This window comes from Actinomyces lilanjuaniae (assembly GCF_003606385.1).
GTDB lineage: Bacteria > Actinomycetota > Actinomycetes > Actinomycetales > Actinomycetaceae > Actinomyces > Actinomyces lilanjuaniae.
In genome coordinates, this window is record NZ_CP032514.1 from 2,280,522 (window position 1) to 2,298,486 (window position 17,965).

Here is a 17,965-nt window from a genome sequence, read left to right on the forward strand (position 1 = left end):
GTCGCTGCGACGCTGCCCCGTCACGACAGCCACCGAGACCTGCCCCTGCCCGCCACGCACACCGAAAGGCTCCTCGTGACCCAGCGGACCGTCCTCGTCATCAACTCCGGCTCCTCCTCTATCAAGTACCAGCTGGTGGACCCCGACTCGGGCAGCTCCCTGGCCTCCGGTCTGGTGGAGCGCATCGGGGAGGAGGCTGGCGCCATCGTCCACAGGGTGGCTGGCCAGCGCACCGAGCTCGACCAGCCTGTTCCCGACCACGGCACCGGCCTGGCCGAGGTCCTGCGCCTCTTCGAGGACAAGGGTCCCAGCCTGGCTGAGGCGCACGTCGTCGCCGTGGGCCACCGGGTGGTCCAAGGGGGCGCCACTTCAGCGGCCCGACCCTCATCGACGACGAGGTCGTCGCCCTCATTGAGGAGCTGGTGCCGCTGGGGCCTCTGCACAACCCCGCCCACCTCAAGGGTATTGAGGTCGCTCGCAGGCTGCTGGCGGACGTCCCCACGTGGCGGTCTTCGACACCGCGTTCTTCCAGGACCTGCCTGAGGAGGCCGCCCGCTACGCCCTGGACCGGGAGGTCGCCGACCGCTACTCGATCCGCCGCTACGGCGCCCACGGCACCAGCCACCAGTACGTCTCCGAGCAGGTCTCCCGGCTCCTGGGACGCGAGGACCTGCGCCAGGTGGTTCTGCACCTGGGCAACGGGGCCTCGGCCTCGGCGGTGGTGGCAGGTCGCGCCGTGGAGACCTCCATGGGGCTGACCCCTCTGGAGGGCCTGGTCATGGGTGGGCGCACAGGCGACATCGACCCTGCAGCCGTGTTCCACCTGGCCCGAGTGGCCGGTATGACGGTCGAGGAGATCGACAACCTGTTCAACCGCGGCTCCGGTATGAAGGGGTTGACCGGAGACAACGACATGCGTGAGGTGTGGAGGCGTGTGGGCGACGGGGAGCGCGAGGCCCGTGACGCCATGGACATCTACCTCCACCGGCTGACCAAGTACGTGGGAGCCTACACCGCCGTCATGGGCGGCCTGGACGCCCTGACCTTCACCGCCGGGATCGGGGAGAACGACGCCCGCCTACGCCGCGAGCTGTGCGAGCGCCTGGGCTTCCTGGGCATCAGGCTTGAGGACGCCCTCAACGAGACCCCTTCCCCACAGGCCCGCGTCGTCTCCGCACCGCAGTCGCCCGTGACAGTGCTGGTAGTTCCCACCAACGAGGAGCTGGCCATCGCCCGCCAGGCCCTGACCCTCCTCTGAGCCCTGACCCGCACCGCACGACCAGAACGCGGCCCCTGCGCCTGGCCCCGACCACCCGAACACACCCCCGGGAAGGAGCCAGCCCGGACAGGGCGCACAGGGGCAGGCAGGACGCTCAGAACAGTGTCGCAGCCTCCTGGGAGGATCCACCTGGCCCTGCGGACAGGTCACCGTGGACGTCCACGCCGCCACCGGTGGGGCCTCCTTCTCAGCAGCCTGGACGACCTCACTACCGCGCGTCCAGCCAGGACCCGTGGGCACCACCACGCCCTGCTGGTAGGCGGTGGCTGCGGCCCGCGCCCTCGTGTCCGCCGCCTCGTTCATCGTGTGGCCCACGTGCCCACGCACCCACTCAAAACGTACGGAGCGTCCTGCCAGGGCCTGGTCCAGCTCACGCATGAGGTCCGCGTTGAGGACCGGCTTTCCGTCCGCCTTGCGCCACCCCCGCTTCTTCCAGCCGTGCCGCCATTTCGTCACCGAGTTGATGACGTACTGGGAGTCACACAGGACCAGGAGGTCCTCGCCCGCCAGACCCGCCTCCCGCGTCGCATGCAGGAGCTCTAGGACGGCAGTCAGCTCCCCACGGTTGTTGGTCGCGGTCTGCCAGCCGCCCGCCGCCCAGCAGTCCTCGTCCACGTACCACGCCCAGCCTGCCGGACCGGGGTTACCCAGGGCGGAGCCGTCCGCCGCAGCAGTGATCATCATACGGGCCACCCTACCGGCACCCCGGTCCCTGCCCGCCTGCACCAGGCTATCGCGACGCGGCACCAAGCGGGCACCTGTCCGGGCGTGGAGCGCTACCCTGTGCAGTGAGCACCTGCTCGTTCCTTGACCCTACCCCCTTACCCGAGGTACACCGATGTCCTCCGCTCCACCCCTCGCAGCAGTTCCCGCAACGCTGCCCGCCTCCACCACACTTATCGACGCAGCCTGGTATGACTACGTCCCTATTGTCATCTACTTTGCCTTCGTCATCGGTGTGGGCCTCATGGTCCGCGCCCAGGCCTCCACGGCAGACGGCTTCCTGACCTCGGGCCGGTCCCTGCCCGCCTGGGTCACCGGGATCGCCTTCGTGTCAGCCAACCTCGGCGCGGTGGAGATCATGGGGATGTCTGCCAACGGCGCCCAGTACGGAATGCCGACCTTCCACTACTTCTGGATCGGCGCCATCCCGGCTATGATCTTCCTGGGCCTGGTGATGATGCCCTTCTACTACGGGTCCAAGGTCCGCTCGGTCCCGGAGTTCATGCTCAAGCGCTTCGGTGTCGAGGCACACCTGGTCAACTCGCTGAGCTTCGCCCTGGCCCAGCTGCTCATTGCCGGGATCAACCTCTACCTGCTGGGCAACATCGTCAACTGGCTGCTGGGCTGGCCCCTGTGGTCGGCCCTGGTCATCGCCGCAGTCATCGTCTACGCCTACATCACGATGGGTGGCCTGTCAGCCGCGATCTACAACGAGGTGCTCCAGTTCTTTGTCATCGTCGCGGCCCTGCTTCCGCTGACCGTCATCGGCCTGCGCCGTGTCGGCGGCTGGCAGGGACTGACTGAGCGGATCACCGCCGACGCCACGGCAGCAGGAACCGACCCCGCCCTGCAGCTGCACTCCTGGCCTGGAAACGCCATCTCAGGCTTTGACTCCGACATCCTGTCCGTGGTCGGGCTGGTCTTTGGACTCGGTTTCGTCCTGTCCTTCGGCTACTGGACGACAAACTTCGTGGAGGTCCAGCGCGCCATGGCCTCCGACTCGATCTCGGCGGCCCAGTCCACCCCGATCATCGGGACCTTCGTGAAGATGCTCATCCCCTTCCTGGTGATTGTGCCAGGGATGGTCGCCGGCGTCCTGGTCTCCGAGGTCCGCGACCTCAAGGCAGGAGCCAGTCAGGCCTACGACTACAACGACTCGATCCTGTACCTCATGCGTGACGTCCTGCCCAACGGGCTGCTCGGTCTGGCGATCACCGGCCTACTCGCATCCTTCATGGCGGGGATGGCCGCCAACATCTCGGCCTTCAATACCGTGTGGGGTGTCGACCTCTACCAGCGCTACATCAAGAAGGACGGGGACGACGCCCACTACCTGGCAATGGGCAGGCGCTCGACGCTGGCTGCCGCTGTCATCGCAATCTTCACCGCGCTCATCGCGTCGAACTACTCCAACCTCATGGACTACCTCCAGACGTTGTTCTCCATGTTCAACGCCCCTCTCTTCGCCACCTTCATCATTGGTATGTTCTGGAAGCGCGCCACACCTGCAGCAGGCTGGAGCGGGCTCGTAGCCGGGACGCTGGCGGCCCTGGCCGTCAACGTCATGCTGTGGACCGACGTCCTGTCCATGCCGGGCCAGGGCGGGGCCTTCCTGGCGGCAGGTATCGCCTTCGTCGTCGATGTTGCCGTCACGGTCGGGGTCTCCCTGGTGACTCAGCCCAAGCCCGACGCTGAGCTCAAGGGCTTCGTCTACGCGCTGACGCCACGCAGCGAACGCACCGACCCCCACCTGCACGAGCTGCCGTGGTACCGCAGGCCGCTCCCGCTGGGCGTTCTGGCCGGCGCCATGGTCATCCTGCTCAACAGCGTGTTCCACTGACACCCGCCGTTGCTGTGCGACTACTGCACGACCCGCAGGCGGGCTGGGGCCTCAGCCCCGCACGCGCCGCGCCGGTCCTGCTGAGCCCGCTCCTCCTACTCAACCTCCCGACACCGACATCGGAGTAACCTTATGAACAAGCGCTCATTGTCAGATATCCGCGCAGTCGTCGCCGCGGCCCTGGGCCTCATCAGCATCTTCCTGCTGCTGTGCGCCGGGCTTGCCCACGACCCCGCCGACCTCGCCCGCAGCGGAGGCGTCAACGCGAACCTGTGGTCGGGCCTGGCGCTACTGGCTATTGCCGCAGGAATGGGTCTGTGGTGGTTTCTCAGGCCGGTCCAGGCGCCGTCGCCCCGGGACCAGGGCACAAAGAGCTAGAAAGCCCAGGACCGGACAGCAGGCCCGGCTCCCCGGCCTAGACCCTCGGCACGCGTTCTTAGCCCTGGTGGCCGGGTATACGTCGCAGCGGCTCACCACAACAGCCTAAACGCGTGCGCGTCACCGCCACTGTCCGGTAGGGTCAGGGCTTGCGGCAGTCATCGTGCTGCAAGCTCGTTGCATAGCGCGGCGCAAAGGTGAGCCTCTGGCGCACCTGCCGTACAGACACCGTCATCTCAAAGGAGATCCACATGGCCCAGGTCACCGCCACTATCGCTTCCAAGGTCGGTCTTCACGCCCGTCCCGCCGCCACCTTCGTCAAGGCTGTCGCCGAGAAGGGCGTTCCTGTCTCTATCGCCAAGGAGGGCGGGGCCGCCGTAGACGCCTCCTCTATTCTCGGTGTCATGACCCTGGGTGCCGGCTTCGGGGATGTCGTCACCCTCTCCTCCGACGCCGACGGCGCGCAGGCCGCGCTCGACGAGCTCAAGGCTCTTCTGGAGACCGACCTCGACGCCTGAGACCTGAACAGGCGACACGACGTCACTGTCACTACCTGACGGGGGTGCCCTCCTAGCCCGGGGGACACCCCCGTCGTGCGTCTCGCCCGCCTGTGGCGGAGCGTGCCCGGCCACCAGGGCGCACCCCGACCAGGGCCAGTATGAGATCCTGGGGCATGGTCACCTACGTCCTTGCCCCCGACTCCTTCAAGGAGTCCATGACCACGCTCCAGGCCGCCGAGGCGATGGCGGAGGGAGTGCGTCAGGCTGACCCGCAGGCCACCTGTCTCCTGCGTCCCATGGCTGACGGCGGGGAGGGGTTCGCGCGGACGCTGTCCGCTGCCCTGGGAGCGCGCAGGGTGGAGGTGCCCGTGCACGACGCCCTCGGCGCACCCGTGCAGGGCTTTGTCTACCTTGCTGGCACGACGGCCCTGCTCGACGTAGCCACAGCCGTGGGCCTGGAGCAGATTCCCCCGTGCCACCGCGACGTCATGGGCTCCAGCTCCCTCGGTGTAGGCGAGCTGGTCCTGGCGGCCCTGGACCGGGGAGCCCAGGAGGTCATTATCGGCCTGGGTGGCTCGGCCACGAACGACGCCGGGGCGGGCATGCTGGCGGCGCTGGGCGTGCGCTTCCTTGACGAGCAGTCAGCAGCACTGGCCCCTGTACCTGCCGAGCTGGTCAAGGTCGCCGCAGTCGACACCAGCGGACTGGACCCGAGGCTGGCAGATGTGCGGGTCCAGGCTGCCTGCGACGTCACCTCACCTCTGCTCGGCCCCCAGGGCGCCAGCGCGGTGTTCGGCCCCCAGAAAGGAGCCACGGACAGCCAGGTACTGGTCCTGGACAGCCTGTTGTCCCGGCTGGCGAGCCTGGCCACCACACCTGAGGGTGTCAGCGGGACGGAGGTGGCGCAACGGCCCGGAGCCGGCGCCGCAGGCGGGCTGGGCTGGGCGCTCATGACCTTCCTGTCTGCTCAGACGCGCCCGGGCGTGGACCTGGTCATGGAGGCTAGCGGGCTGGCTGAGGCCGTGGAGGGAGCCGCTGCCGTCCTTACCGGCGAGGGCTCGGTGGACAGCCAGACACTGAGCGGCAAGACAGCAGCGGGTGTGATCAGGGTGGCTGCGGCCGCCGGGGTGCCGGTAGCGGTCTTCGCCGGGCGGGTACAGGCTGACGCGGCTACGCTCCTGGGGCAGGGCGTGCATGACCTGGTACAGATCACCCCGGAGGGCACCGCCATAGAGCGGGCGCTCGCCGAGGGGTCGCAGAACCTGCGCTCAGCCGTGGCCCGGTGGGTCGCCGCTCAGGAGGCCTCGTAAGGAGCCAGGACCACCTCGACTCGCTGGAGCTCCTTGACGTCGGAGTAGCCGGTGGTGGCCAGGGTCCGGCGCAGGGCGCCCATGATGTTGAGGGTCCCGTCGGCCCGGTCAGAGGGGCCGTTGAGGATCTCCGCCATGGTGCCCACGGTACCCACGTAGCTGCGGAAACCGCGTGGCAGGCGCTGGTGACGCGCCTCAGCGCCCCAGTGGTAGCCCCCACCCGGGGCCTCCTGGGCACGAGCCAGGGCCGCACCGAGCATGACCGCGTCCGCCCCGCAGGCGATGGCCTTGACGACGTCACCGGAGTCACCCACCGACCCGTCAGCGATGACGTGGACGTAGCGGCCCCCGGACTCGTCCAGGTAGTCACGCCGGGCACCGGCAACGTCGGCCACGGCGGTGGCCATAGGCATGTGCAGACCCAGGACCTGGCGCACCGAGGACGAGGCTCCGCCACCCTGGCCCACAAGCACCCCAGCGGCACCGGTGCGCATGAGGTGGAGGGCAGCGGTGTAGGTGGTCACCCCGCCCACGACCACGGGGACGTCGAGCTCGTAGATGAAGCGCTTGAGGTTGAGCGGCTCCGCCGCCCCGGAGACGTGCTCCGCCGAGACCACCGAGCCGCGGATGACCAGCAGGTCCACGCCCGCCTCCACCACGGTGCGCCAGTGCCGCTGGGTCTGGGCAGGGCTGAGCCGCCCGGCGACGACGACCCCTGCCTGGCGGACCTGGGTCAGGCGCTCGGTGATAAGGTCAGGGTCCACCGGCGCCTGATAGACCTCCTGGAGCACCCGGGTGGCTTCCTCGGGACCAGCGGCACGGATACGGTCCAGGGCCGGGGCCGGATCCTCGTAGCGGGTCCACAGGCCCTCCAGGTCGAGTACCCCGATCCCGCCGAGCCGCCCTACCAGGATGGCGGTCTCCGGGCTCATGACCGAGTCCATGGGTGAGGCCATGACCGGCAGGTCCACGTGGTAGGCGTCGATCTGCCAGCCCACACGGACCTCAGAGGTGTCACGGGTGCGACGGGCTGGAACCAGCGCGATGTCCTCAAAGGAGTAGGCACGGCGGGCTCGCTTGGAGCGCCCGATCTCGATCTCAGAGCTCATGGGCCGATCCTACGCAGCCGGTGGGTCGGCGGTCACTACCTCGCCCGGTGCGCAGCGGCCCCGCTGGCATACTGTGCGCCATGGAGAAGCAAGGATCCGACGGCGAGGCCACCTCACGGATCTCACAACTGCGTCTGACGGCGTTCAAGAACTTCCGCGAGGTCAACGTGCCTTTGGAGAAGATGACTGTCCTGACTGGACGCAATTCCAGCGGCAAATCTAATATCCTGGATGCGCTCGACGTGCTCCACCGGCTGACCAGCGCAGAGAACCTGACCGACGCTCTGGACGGGAGACGGCGGGAGGGCGGCCCGGTGCGCAGCGGTGCTGTAGGGTGTGCCCCGCACGGCAGCACCCGGTTCTCACTGGGGTGTACCGTCACGGTCACCCACCCGCGTGGGAACTACGACTACCGCTACGACGTCGAGTTAGAGACTGCTCCTTTCACCCGTGTCGTCAGCGAGACCCTAGAGGGGCCCCAGCGTGCTGCCAAGAGCGGTCGCTGGAACCAGCAGATCCTCGTGTCCGCCGGTCCCGGAAGCGGTGGCATCGGGCTGGATGCTGCTGTCTCGACAGGCAAACGAGGCCCCAACCGACACATCGTGCTGCGCGACGACCGCTCCGTGCTCAGCCAGCTCCCCGCGGTGCTCCTCGGTGCCACCCGTGCAGATCGGGACATCCTTGACGCCCAGCGGGACGTCGCAGCAGCGCTGCGCAGCACCTTTCACTTTGACCCTGCTCCAAGCCTGATGCGGGACTGGGTTCCCCTCCGGGAGACCCAGTTGCGTCGCACCGGTGAGAACCTGGCTCCCGTCCTCAGGCACCTTCAGGACCAAGCCCCTGGTACGTTCTCCCGGCTGGAGGAGCTGGCACGCCAGATTGCCGACTGCCCGATACGCGCTCTGGAGTTCAGCTCAACAGATACGGGAGACATCATGATTGCCGTCCAGGAGGAGCACGGCGACGGTCAACCAGGCGAGCCAACCGCGTTGACGACGGCCCGCTCCATGAGCGACGGCCTACTGCGTTTCCTTGCGATCGCCACGGCCCTGTCCACCCCGGCGAGCGACCTGGATCTTGACTCAGTCACTGCCACCTACACCAGCGATATCTCCGTCCCGAGTGCTGGTGCACTGCTGGCTGTGGAGGAGATCGAGAACGGTCTACACCCCTCCAATGCTGGCAGGCTGCTCCACCTAGTCGAAGAGGCCACACAGCGTGGCCAGGTCAGCGCGCTGGTCACCACGCACTCCCCCGCTCTGCTGGACGCGCTGAGCGGGAAGCAGCTCCGAGACGTCCTGGTCTGCCACCACCAGCAGGTCACCCGACTGGTTGACTTGCCCGGATACGCCCAGGCCATGAGCGCAGGTACGCTGGGGACCGTTGTGACCCGTGGTCTTCTTGATGATGCAGCCAGGCCCGGCCCAGAACCGGACTACTCTGACTTCCTCGCACTTATCGGAGCAGACTGATGACGGTCTGGTTCATTGACACCTCGGTGCTGGTGCACCTTCTCCAGGTTCCTGGCCTGTCAAGGCGAGATTCCCCGGACCAGGACAAGGCAAGGGAGGATTTCAAAGCGAGGCATGCTGCCGGAGACCAGTTCCTCCTACCCATCACCACCGTGATCGAGACGGGCAACCACATCTGCCAGGTCAAGGACGGCCAGCAGCGCAGGAAAGCGGCCCAGCTCTTCCACGACGTCCTGGACAAGGTCATCACCAGGCAGTCACCGTGGCTTCTCGACGAGGTGCAGTGGGACAACGACTTCCTTCACTCACTTCTCAACGGTGCTGCCACAGGCCAGCCGTGGGTGGAGCACGCCTGCCAGCAGTCGCTGGGAGGAGGCGACCTCAGCATCCTGGTGGAACGCGACCAGTACTGTACCCGTACAGGCCTGCGTGACGTCCGGGTGTGGACGTTGGACCACACACTCGACGCATTCGCGTCATAGCAGTGCCAACACGCGGCAGGGCGACCTGACCGGCCCCTCAGCCGCCCTGCCGCTACCCTCAGTGTCAGCCCTCAGTCTCAGCGCCTGCGCCTCTTTCCGCCGCTCTTCCTGGCTGCCTGGCGACGCTGGGCGCGGTTGGCAGGCACCTGCTGCCCGGCACCAGCCTCCGTGCCCCTGGCCGCGGCAGCCAGCTTCACGCCCCGCGGCCTGGCCGACGCACCTACCGGCCCGGAGGCCGCAGCCGCACCAGAGCGGGAGGACACCTCACCGTCCTCACCGGGACCCGAGTAGCTGATCGCCTGGCTGGAGGCGCTCAGAGGAGCCCGGCCGGTGTCCCCCAGGACCGTGCCCTGCCCGGCGCCTCCCACACGGATACCCGACACGGAGGTCGCGTCGGCACGGCCAGTGACCGCCTGGGCCGCCTCCTGCGTCCCATCGGCAGCGGCGCGTTCAGCAGCCTTGTCAAACCGAGCCACGTTGGCAAAGACCTGCTCCACGGTCTCCTCGCGGATCCCCTCCATCATCGCCTTGAACATGCGCGCGCCCTCGTTGGCGTACTCCACCAGGGGGTCACGCTGGGCCATGGCCCGCAGCCCGATCCCTTCCTTGAGATAGTCCATCTCGTAGAGGTGCTCACGCCAGCGCTTGTCCACCACCGCCAGGAGGATACGGCGCTCCAGCGCACGCATAGGCTCCTCACCCAGCTGCGCCTGGGCCACGGCGTTGGCAGCCAGCCGGGCCTCCGCCTCCTCGTAGGCCACGGCCACGTCCTCGCTCATCTCCTCGACGAGCCTGTCCGTGCTCAGCGCGTCGGGCCCGCCCAGGGCCTCGACGACCTCCTCCTGGCTCAGTCCCACAGGGTAGAGGTGGCCCAGGTCGTTCCACAACGAGTCGAGGTCCCACTGGTCAGGCCGCCCCTCGGCTGTCCTCGCGGAGACGATGTTGTCCACAGCCTGCTTCCGGAAAGCCTCCAGCTGGGGCTCCAGGTCCTCTCCGTCAAGGACGCGGCGACGCTCGGAGTAGACCTTCTCACGCTGCTCGGTCATGACGTCGTCGTATTTCAGGACGTTCTTGCGGATCTCGTAGTTGCGGGACTCCACCTGCCGCTGGGCGTTGGCGATACCACGGGTGACCATCTTCGACTCCAGGGGCACGTCGTCGGGGTAGGCACCCGAGGCCATGATGCGCTGGGCCAGCCCTGAGGCGAACATACGCATGAGGTCGTCCTCCATGGACAGGTAGAAACGGGACTCCCCGGGGTCTCCCTGGCGCCCGGAGCGGCCTCGCAGCTGGTTGTCGATACGGCGGGACTCATGACGTTCCGTCCCCAGCACGTACAGGCCGCCCAACTCCACGACCTCGTCGTGCTCTGCGGCACAGGCCGCCTTGGCGGAAGCCAGGGCCTGAGGCCAGGCCTTCTCATAGGCCTCGGCGTCCTCCTCGGGGTCCAGGCCCGCCTCCTTCAGGGCGGTCACGGCAATGTGCTCGGCGTTGCCGCCCAGCATGATGTCCGTCCCGCGACCAGCCATGTTGGTAGCCACGGTCACCGCCCCCTTGCGCCCGGCCAGGGCCACAACCGCCGCCTCACGGGCGTGCTGCTTGGCGTTGAGTACCTCGTGAGGGATACCGCGCCTGTCCAGCATCCCGGAGAGCAGCTCGGACTTCTCCACGCTGGTGGTCCCCACCAGGACCGGCTGGCCCGCCTCATGCCGCTCGGCGATGTCGTCCACGACCGCCTCCAGCTTGGAGGCCACGTTGGTGTAGACCAGATCCGGCTGGTCCACACGGATCATGGGCTTGTTGGTAGGGATCGGGACGACGCCCATCTTGTAGGTGCCAGCGAACTCTGCCGCCTCGGTCTCCGCCGTACCGGTCATGCCTGAGCGCGACCCCTCGGGGTAGAGGCGGAAGTAGTTCTGCAGGGTGATGGTGGCCAGGGTCTGGTTCTCCGCCTTGATCTCCACCTGCTCCTTGGCCTCGATGGCCTGGTGCATTCCCTCGTTGTAGCGCCGCCCCGGCAGCACGCGCCCGGTGTGCTCGTCGACGATGAGGACCTCGCCGTCACGCACGATGTAGTCCTTGTCCCGAGCGAAGAGCTCCTTGGCCTTGATGGCGTTGTTGAGGAAGCCGATCAGCGGAGTGTTCTCCGACTCGTAGAGGTTGTCGATCCCCAGGTAGTCCTCGACACGCTCGATACCGGGGGCCAGCACGCCCACAGTGCGCTTCTTCTCGTCGACCTCGTAGTCCTTGTCCACGCGAAGGCGCTGCGCCAGGCGGGCGAACTCCTTGTACCACTTGTTGACGTCGCCGCCGGCGGGACCGGAGATGATGAGCGGCGTACGCGCCTCGTCAATAAGGATCGAGTCCACCTCGTCAACGATGACGAAGGCGTGGCCACGCTGGACGAGGTCCTCAGGCCGCTGGGCCATGTTGTCACGCAGGTAGTCGAAGCCGAACTCGTTGTTGGTACCGTAGGTAATGTCCATGGCGTACTGCCTGCGCCGCTGGGCGGGGGTCTGCCCCACCAGGATGCACCCCGTGGTCAGCCCCAGGAACCGGTGAACGCGGCCCATGAGGTCGGACTGGTACTCAGCCAGGTAGTCGTTGACGGTCACCACGTGCACACCCTTGCCGGTCAGCGCCCGCAGGTAGGAGGGCATGGTAGCCACCAGGGTCTTGCCCTCACCAGTCTTCATCTCAGCGATGTTGCCCAGGTGGAGAGCTGCTCCGCCCATAATCTGGACGTGGTAGGGCCTCATCCCCAGCACGCGGTCCGCCGCCTCCACCACCACGGCGAAGGCCTCAGGCAGCAGGGCGTCCAGGGACTCGCCGTCCTCGTAGCGCCCCCGGAGCTCGTCGGTTGTCTCGCGCAGCTCGGTGTCGCTGAACTCTGCGAAGGCGTCAGCCAGGGACTCGACCTGAGTCGCGATCGTGTTGAGCCTCTTGAGGGTGCGCCCCTCACCGATGCGAAGGATTCGGTCGACGATCGACACGCTGCTTACTCCCTCTCCCGTGGGTTCCGCCATGACCACGCGCCACGGCGAGCCCGCTGACGAGCCTGACCAGGCCTGACGCGGACAGTCCTGCTCCTCCTTACTGTAGTGGACCTGCCAGCGGGCCTGCGGTGCCCCGGGCAGGGAGATTCCTCCCACCGCCTCTCCTCCGTCCTCCCGTTCTCCTCCGTCCTCCCGCGGGTTTCCAGTAAAGGCCGCCGGGTCTCCCGGCCCGGCGGACCGGCCCCGTGCCCCCTGGCACCACGCCGCACCACGCTGCACCACCCCGACAACCACAGGACCGGCCTGCGTCAGCTCCCTCTACCGCCCTGTGGACACACCGACGCCTACCGCCGCGCAGCAGGCGCGAGACGGTGCATCGTAGGTCTGTGTCCGCCACCTCCACTGCCCCCGTCCACCCGGACGCCCCCACGGCCTCGCGACACCGTGCGCACCGCCACCGCGACGTCGGGCAGCAGCACTTACCCGGCTCACGCAGTGGGCGCGCACGGGCCTGGACCTGGGCCTGCCGGCAACCTGCGCCGGGTGCGGACGGTGGGAGACCAGGCTGTGCCAACGCTGCCACGACCTGCTCATGACTGAGCCCACCCGGGTCGATCAGGCCGACGCCGCAGGTGATCTCGCGGTCATGGCCGCCTGCCGCTACGTCGGCCCTGTCCGCTCGCTGGTCCTGGGGTGGAAGAGCGGTTCACGCGAGGACCTTGACGACCACATGGGGACGGTCGGGTACCGGCTGGGACAGGCCTGGGCCTCCTCCTACTTCTGCGCGTCCCCGGCCGGAGCACCTTCCTCGCCCCTGCTGGTCGTGCCCGCCCCTTCCGGGGCGCGGCGCAGGCTGCGCGGCAGACTCGTGGCCGCGGCGCTCGCCGACCACGTGGCGCTCGGTGTCGCGGCCCGCCTGGCACAGGAACACCGGCCCCACCAGACAGTCCTCAGCGCTGACGTGCTACGTCGGCGACGGGCACCAGCGTCCCGCCAGGCGGGACTGTCCTCGCGGCAGCGCCGGGCCAACCGCGCCACACCACCCCGTCTTCTCGCAGACGTTCGGGGGCTGCCCGTCCTCCTGGTCGACGACGTCGTCACTACCGGCGCCACGCTGGGCGCGTGCGCCGCAGCACTGCGACAGGCCGGGGCCCACGTCCTTGGTGCCGTCACGCTGGCCGCGGCGCAGCGGCCCGGGCGGCACCCGACCAGGGTTCCGGGAGCCCCGCCAGCCTGTCCGCCGCAGGCGATCAGCTGCCACCCACCCCATCCAAATACGGCATGACCTGCTCAAATAGTGTAGATTTGTGGCACAGAGCACAAGCGCTGGTTGTGCGGACACACCACAGCCAGCGGACCGTCAGGAGGTGATAACACCGTTTCACAGTTCGCCGTCAGCCGACGGTGAGCGCACCCGCCCACAGCCCGCCAGGGCCACAGACCTGAGCCCCAGAAAGAGGTTCTACCTATGGACATCACCGTCGTCGGTCGCAACGCCGAGATCAGCCCTCGGCTCCGTGACTACGTCGAGGACAAGGTCGTCAAGGCCGAGCAGTACGACCCCCGAGTCCAGCGCGTCGAGGTCGAGGTCACCCACGAGCGCAACCCACGTCAGGCCGACACCGCCGAACGCGTCGAGATCACCGTCATCTCCAAGGGCCCGATCATCCGGGCCGAGGCCTCCTCCTCCGACCGGTTCGCCGCCTTCGACATCGCCATGGGCAAGCTCACCGAGCGCCTACGCCGCGCCCGGGACCGCAAGAAGGACCACCGCCGCTACCCGGTTGTCGTGACCCCGCCGGCACCGGAGGCTTCTCGCACCTCGACGGACGAGGTCCCCGACACCGACGACGCCCCCGCGGAGGACTCCCCCTCCGCCCCGACCGAGCACGGTGTGGCCGTCGAGTCCCAGCTGGGGGACTCACCGGTCATCGTGCGCCAGAAGCTGCACGAGGCCCGTGAGATGAGCGTGGACGAGGCGCTCTACCAGATGGAGCTGGTGGGCCACCCCTTCTACCTCTTCGTCGAGTCCTCCAGCAAGCAGCCCTGCGCCGTCTACCACCGACACGGCTGGACCTACGGGGTCATCCGCCTAGACGCCCGCGTCCAGTAGACAGGCTGAGGCACCTGCATGCTGGTGCCGCGACGGCCTGGACGGACTGACGGCCTGGCTGCCCGGTGCAACCGGGAGGCCAGGCCGACGGCCCGGGCAGACTCACCCAGCAGACCCTGCGCGGCACAGACATCCCGTAGCAGGGTACAACGGTCAGGGCAGCGCATAGGCCAGGTCCGTCACCTCCTCCGTGAGCACCCGCCAGGTCGCGCCGCGTCTCTGCCAGGTCTGCCCCCTGGCGTCAGCGAGCAGGACCGTCTCCTCGGACCGGTCAGCGATCACCGACACGACGCCACTGACGCCGACCATCGTCGTCACCGAGCCTCCGACCTGGGCCAGCCGGACCTGGGGGACACCCCCTCCTCCTCAGCCTCCACCAGGAAGCCGACAGCGGTGGGAGAGCACCAGGCCATTCCCGAGCTTGAGCCTCCCCCGGCGGGGGAAGCTCAAGAGGGTCACCCAGCCCCACCGGTCTGCCGCTGTCATCGCGCAGCACAGCCGCCAGCACCACTGTTCCATCCGAACGGCGCAGGGCGAGCCGCTCCGACTCCACGGACAGGTCGAAGGCGACCAGTTCCTGCCCGTGGACCCACGAGTCCTCCAGCACCGCACGCTGGCCCTCGGCATCAACTGCGGTCAGGTACCCCTCAGCAAGCAGCCAGACCCAACCGTGCCGGTCGGCTACCGGTGCGCCAAGCCCCCCGGCCCCAGCCGAGGGGTCCCCCACGGACAGGATCACGCTGGCGGCGCTGCGATCCCGAGGAAGGCACAGCAGGCTGGAGTCAGACAGCGCGTAGACGTTGCCGTCGGCACCCAGGCTGGGCCACCGGGCGTCATCCACCCCCAGAGCCTGGGCTGTAGCCAGGGTGGAGCGGGTCGTCCCGGTCCCCCTGACCACCGCCCCGCCGGACATGCCGATGACACCGCCTACGTCGGGCACCAGCGCAGGCAGGTCCTGCGCCTGCCCGAGACTGGTGGCGCCTGCCAGCACCTCGACCTCGCTGATCTCGCCGACGGCAGTGAGCGTCTGCTCGACCTGGGCCACCAGGAGCCCCCGGCCCTGTGACGATCCCGGGTCGGACTCTGAGGTCAGGTGGACGGTAGCGACCTGGTCCTTGATGCTGACCCCCTCCTTCGTTAGACCAGCATTGCGAGGCATCAGGGACGTGGTGGCAGAAGCGAGCCAGGGCGAGGGCCCGCCGATGAGGCCCTCCACCAGTGCGCGGGCCAGGCTCGTGCGCGGGAACCAGCGCAGTTCGGGGACAAAACGGCTGCGGTCCCTGGAGAGGAAGCACAGGCTGTGGGCAGCGAAGTGCTGGGTCAGACGGCCGTAGGGCAGGAGGATCCCGTCGGGCAGCTGAACGATGCGCCACTGCCCCGTCGAGTTCTTCGCCAGGGAGTAGGCACCTTCGTAGAGGGCATCCTGCCGCGCCGGAGTCATGACTCCGTTGGAGCCCAGGCGGCCGTAGCTGCCGGCAGTTACCGTCACTGAGCCGTCGCTGGCGACAGTGATCTGGCGCTCGGTGGACCCCGAGTAGATCTCAATGACCTCCAGGGGGCTCCACTGGTCTGCCGCCCCCTGGGACAGGAACTTGCGTGCTGTGTCAAAGTCGTCAGAGAAGCCGGCGACGGCAGCGCGGAGGAAGCCGCGGACGATCTCCTCCGGGGTGGCGTCCTGGGCGGGTCCGGGAGCAGTCTGGATCAGGGCGCTTGAGTCCCGGGCGGCGACGTCGGACTCGTGGACCTCCCCGGAGGTAGGCAGCGCGGTGCACGAGCCCAGCAGGGCTGCTGCGGCAGAGACACCACCAAGCTGGAGCAGATGACGTCGCGCAGGCTTCCGGTCCGAGACTGAGGCCATCAGCGTCCAGTCCCCTCAGCGGCCTCGTCGGGGGTCGGCTGCGAGGCCTCTTCCCCGGGAAGGACGACCACCACACGTCCGGTGGCACCGAGGTCGGGGACCGGCGTGTCCTCCCCCGCCAGAGGAATGTCACCCAGGACGACGAGCGGGCGCGTGCGCCTGGTAGCAGGAGCAGGCCCCAGGGGCGACACCAGGGAGGTGGATCCGGCATCGGCGGAGGCGTCTGCCGACCCCGCCCGAGAGACCTGTGGGGCGTCGTCGGGGACCAGGTCCAGGGGGCCGGCACCACTGAGCCTGCCGGGCCCGCCGTCCTCCCCCTGGTGACGAGGCAGCACCAGCAAGAAGGACGAGCCGTCGGCGGGCCACCCCCACGCCGACAGGCGTCCCCCGTGGAGGATCGCGTCCTCCATGGAGATAGACAGGCCCAGCCCAGTCCCGCCCAGGCTGCGCTGCCGCGAGGGGTCGGCCCGGTAGAAGCGGTCAAACACCTTGGCTACGACGTCCGGGCTCATCCCGATTCCGTGGTCACGGACCCGGATAGCGACGGCCTCGTCATCCACCGCCAGAGTCAGGTCCAGGGGCTTACCCTCACCGTGCTCCAGGGCGTTGACCACAAGGTTGCGGATTATGCGCTCCACGCGTGTCACGTCAACCTCGGCCGTGGCAGCCTCCTGGGGCAGGTGGAGCCGCAGCTCGGTACCAGTGGCGTCAAAGTGGAATCTCGTCGTCTCCACGACCGAGTCAATCACCTGGGCCAGGTCTACCTCCTCAAGACGTAGCTTGACATTACCGGAGTCGATACGGGAGATGTCCAGCAGGTCGGTGAGCATCTTCTCAAAGCGGTCCACGGACTGCGACAGCACCTCCACGCTGCGCAGCGCGAAAGGGTCAGAGATCTCCGTGCGGGCGTCCTCGATCTGCTCGGTGGCCAGACGGATCGAGGCCAGGGGCGTGCGCAGCTCGTGGGAGACGTCGGAGACGAAGAGCTGCTGGACCTTGGACAGGGCCTCCAGGCGTTCGATCTGGTCCTCCAGGGAGGCCGCCATGTGGTTGAAGGACCGGGCGAGGGTGGCGATCTCATCCTCTCCCTGGACGTTGAGACGCTCGCTGAGCTCGCCTGAGGCCAGGCGCTCGGCCGCGCGAGCAGTGTGGCGTACCGGGCTGATGACCCAGCGGGTAATGGCCCACACCACCAGGATAAGCATGACCAGGAACCCCAGGCCGCCGATCGTGATGTTCCTTGAGGCCAGCGAGACCACCCTCTGCTCCCCCGCCAGGCTGTAGACCAGGTACAGGTCGTAGTCGCCAGCCAGGGGCAGACTCACCCGTGTCCCCACGATGATCCCCGGGTCCGCGCCCCCCTGGTTGTCGGGAACGGCTACCGACTGCCAGTACTGGGCCCCCACACCGCCCTCCTCCACCGCCGCCTCCATCTGGGGAGACACCAGCGAGGCGAGCCGGGTGTCCGTCTCCAGGTCGTTGATGACCGTGGGCGAGGTCTCAGCCGCACTGCGTCTCATGATGACGCCGACGCCACCGGAGGCGGCAAAGGAGTCGTTGACGTCATTGACCTGCTCCTCCGCCGCCGCCGAGACCTCGTCAGCAGTCACGGCGGTGGCGGAGTCGAACTCGACCTGGGCAGCCAGCGCCCGCTGCCCGGCGTCAGCCAGGATCGTGCTGCGCTGGTCCTCAAACACCTCCGAGCGAATCCTGTCCGTCACGAACGACAGCAGCAGGATGATCAGGAGCAGGCCGATGAGGCTGGCAGCGAAGACCATCCGCAGCTCCAGGCTGCGACGAAGAAAGCCTGGCAGAGGTACGGTACGGGACGTCCGTTCCTGGATGTCGTCAGCCTGGGGACGGGCCGGGTTCATAACAAGGGCGGTTCACGACATAAGGTGCGTC

13 protein-coding genes and 2 pseudogenes are annotated in these 17,965 nt (G+C 68.1%); 9 read left to right on the plus strand and 6 right to left on the minus strand.

Going from position 1 to position 17,965, the window contains the following annotated elements; translation table 11 throughout:
- Positions 1 to 75: 75 nt before the first annotated feature.
- Positions 76 to 1,258: pseudogene (locus D5R93_RS09785) on the plus strand (acetate/propionate family kinase).
- A 240-nt stretch (positions 1,259 to 1,498) separates the two neighbouring features.
- On the opposite strand, the pseudogene D5R93_RS14830 reads toward D5R93_RS09785, so the two are convergent.
- Positions 1,499 to 1,963 (minus strand): annotated as a pseudogene (locus D5R93_RS14830) (ribonuclease H family protein); the annotation flags it as partial.
- A gap of 154 nt (positions 1,964 to 2,117) precedes the next feature.
- Here D5R93_RS14830 and D5R93_RS09795 point away from each other — a divergent pair.
- The 4 genes from D5R93_RS09795 to D5R93_RS09810 all read left to right on the plus strand — a co-directional run bounded on the left by D5R93_RS09795 (position 2,118) and on the right by D5R93_RS09810 (position 6,030).
- A complete protein-coding gene (locus D5R93_RS09795; protein ID WP_119836567.1) occupies positions 2,118 to 3,842 on the plus strand; it encodes a sodium:solute symporter family protein in 1,725 nt (574 codons plus the stop codon).
- A gap of 132 nt (positions 3,843 to 3,974) precedes the next feature.
- Positions 3,975 to 4,220: a hypothetical protein gene (locus D5R93_RS09800; protein ID WP_119836568.1), complete on the plus strand. Its 246-nt coding sequence runs from the start codon at positions 3,975 to 3,977 to the stop codon at positions 4,218 to 4,220.
- 251 nt (positions 4,221 to 4,471) lie between these two features.
- Complete coding sequence (locus D5R93_RS09805; RefSeq protein WP_119836569.1) at positions 4,472 to 4,738, plus strand: HPr family phosphocarrier protein; 267 nt, start codon at positions 4,472 to 4,474, stop codon at positions 4,736 to 4,738.
- Between the two features lie 140 nt (positions 4,739 to 4,878).
- Positions 4,879 to 6,030, plus strand: a complete 1,152-nt coding sequence (locus D5R93_RS09810; protein WP_243106705.1) for a glycerate kinase — start codon at positions 4,879 to 4,881, stop codon at positions 6,028 to 6,030.
- Here the strand turns inward: D5R93_RS09810 and D5R93_RS09815 are convergent.
- Entirely contained in the window at positions 6,015 to 7,139 is a 1,125-nt protein-coding gene (locus D5R93_RS09815) for a GuaB3 family IMP dehydrogenase-related protein (RefSeq protein ID WP_119836571.1), read from the minus strand. The two genes, D5R93_RS09810 and D5R93_RS09815, sit on opposite strands and share 16 nt — an antisense overlap.
- Before the next feature lie 80 nt (positions 7,140 to 7,219).
- On the opposite strand from D5R93_RS09815, the gene D5R93_RS09820 reads away from it, so the two are divergent.
- Positions 7,220 to 8,611 carry an AAA family ATPase gene (locus tag D5R93_RS09820; RefSeq protein WP_120204981.1) on the plus strand — a complete coding sequence of 464 codons (1,392 nt, stop codon included), beginning with the start codon at positions 7,220 to 7,222 and terminating at the stop codon, positions 8,609 to 8,611.
- A complete protein-coding gene (locus D5R93_RS09825) occupies positions 8,611 to 9,093 on the plus strand; it encodes a hypothetical protein (RefSeq protein ID WP_120204983.1) in 483 nt (160 codons plus the stop codon). Before D5R93_RS09820 ends, D5R93_RS09825 begins: the two co-directional genes overlap by 1 nt.
- A 77-nt stretch (positions 9,094 to 9,170) precedes the next feature.
- Here D5R93_RS09825 and secA read toward each other — a convergent pair whose 3' ends face one another.
- A complete protein-coding gene (gene secA / locus D5R93_RS09830; protein ID WP_120205990.1) occupies positions 9,171 to 12,086 on the minus strand; it encodes a preprotein translocase subunit SecA in 2,916 nt (971 codons plus the stop codon).
- 595 nt (positions 12,087 to 12,681) lie between these two features.
- On the opposite strand from secA, the gene D5R93_RS09835 reads away from it, so the two are divergent.
- Positions 12,682 to 13,374 carry a ComF family protein gene (locus D5R93_RS09835; RefSeq protein ID WP_119836574.1) on the plus strand — a complete coding sequence of 231 codons (693 nt, stop codon included), beginning with the start codon at positions 12,682 to 12,684 and terminating at the stop codon, positions 13,372 to 13,374.
- A 183-nt stretch (positions 13,375 to 13,557) separates the two neighbouring features.
- Positions 13,558 to 14,202, plus strand: a complete 645-nt coding sequence (gene hpf, locus D5R93_RS09840) for a ribosome hibernation-promoting factor, HPF/YfiA family (RefSeq protein ID WP_119836575.1) — start codon at positions 13,558 to 13,560, stop codon at positions 14,200 to 14,202.
- A gap of 153 nt (positions 14,203 to 14,355) precedes the next feature.
- Here the strand turns inward: hpf and D5R93_RS14555 are convergent, their stop codons facing one another.
- The 3 genes from D5R93_RS14555 to mtrB are packed head-to-tail and all read right to left on the minus strand — an operon-like array spanning position 14,356 to position 17,934.
- Entirely contained in the window at positions 14,356 to 14,484 is a 129-nt protein-coding gene (locus tag D5R93_RS14555) for a hypothetical protein (RefSeq protein WP_279221344.1), read from the minus strand.
- The gene (locus tag D5R93_RS09845) at positions 14,474 to 16,060 is read right to left on the minus strand and encodes an LpqB family beta-propeller domain-containing protein (protein WP_243106706.1); all 1,587 of its coding nucleotides are present in this window, start codon (positions 16,058 to 16,060) and stop codon (positions 14,474 to 14,476) included. Before D5R93_RS09845 ends, D5R93_RS14555 begins: the two co-directional genes overlap by 11 nt.
- The gene (gene mtrB, locus D5R93_RS09850) at positions 16,060 to 17,934 is read right to left on the minus strand and encodes an MtrAB system histidine kinase MtrB (RefSeq protein WP_119836577.1); all 1,875 of its coding nucleotides are present in this window, start codon (positions 17,932 to 17,934) and stop codon (positions 16,060 to 16,062) included. The genes D5R93_RS09845 and mtrB overlap by 1 nt, the downstream gene beginning before the upstream one ends.
- Between the last annotated feature and the right edge of the window lie 31 nt (positions 17,935 to 17,965).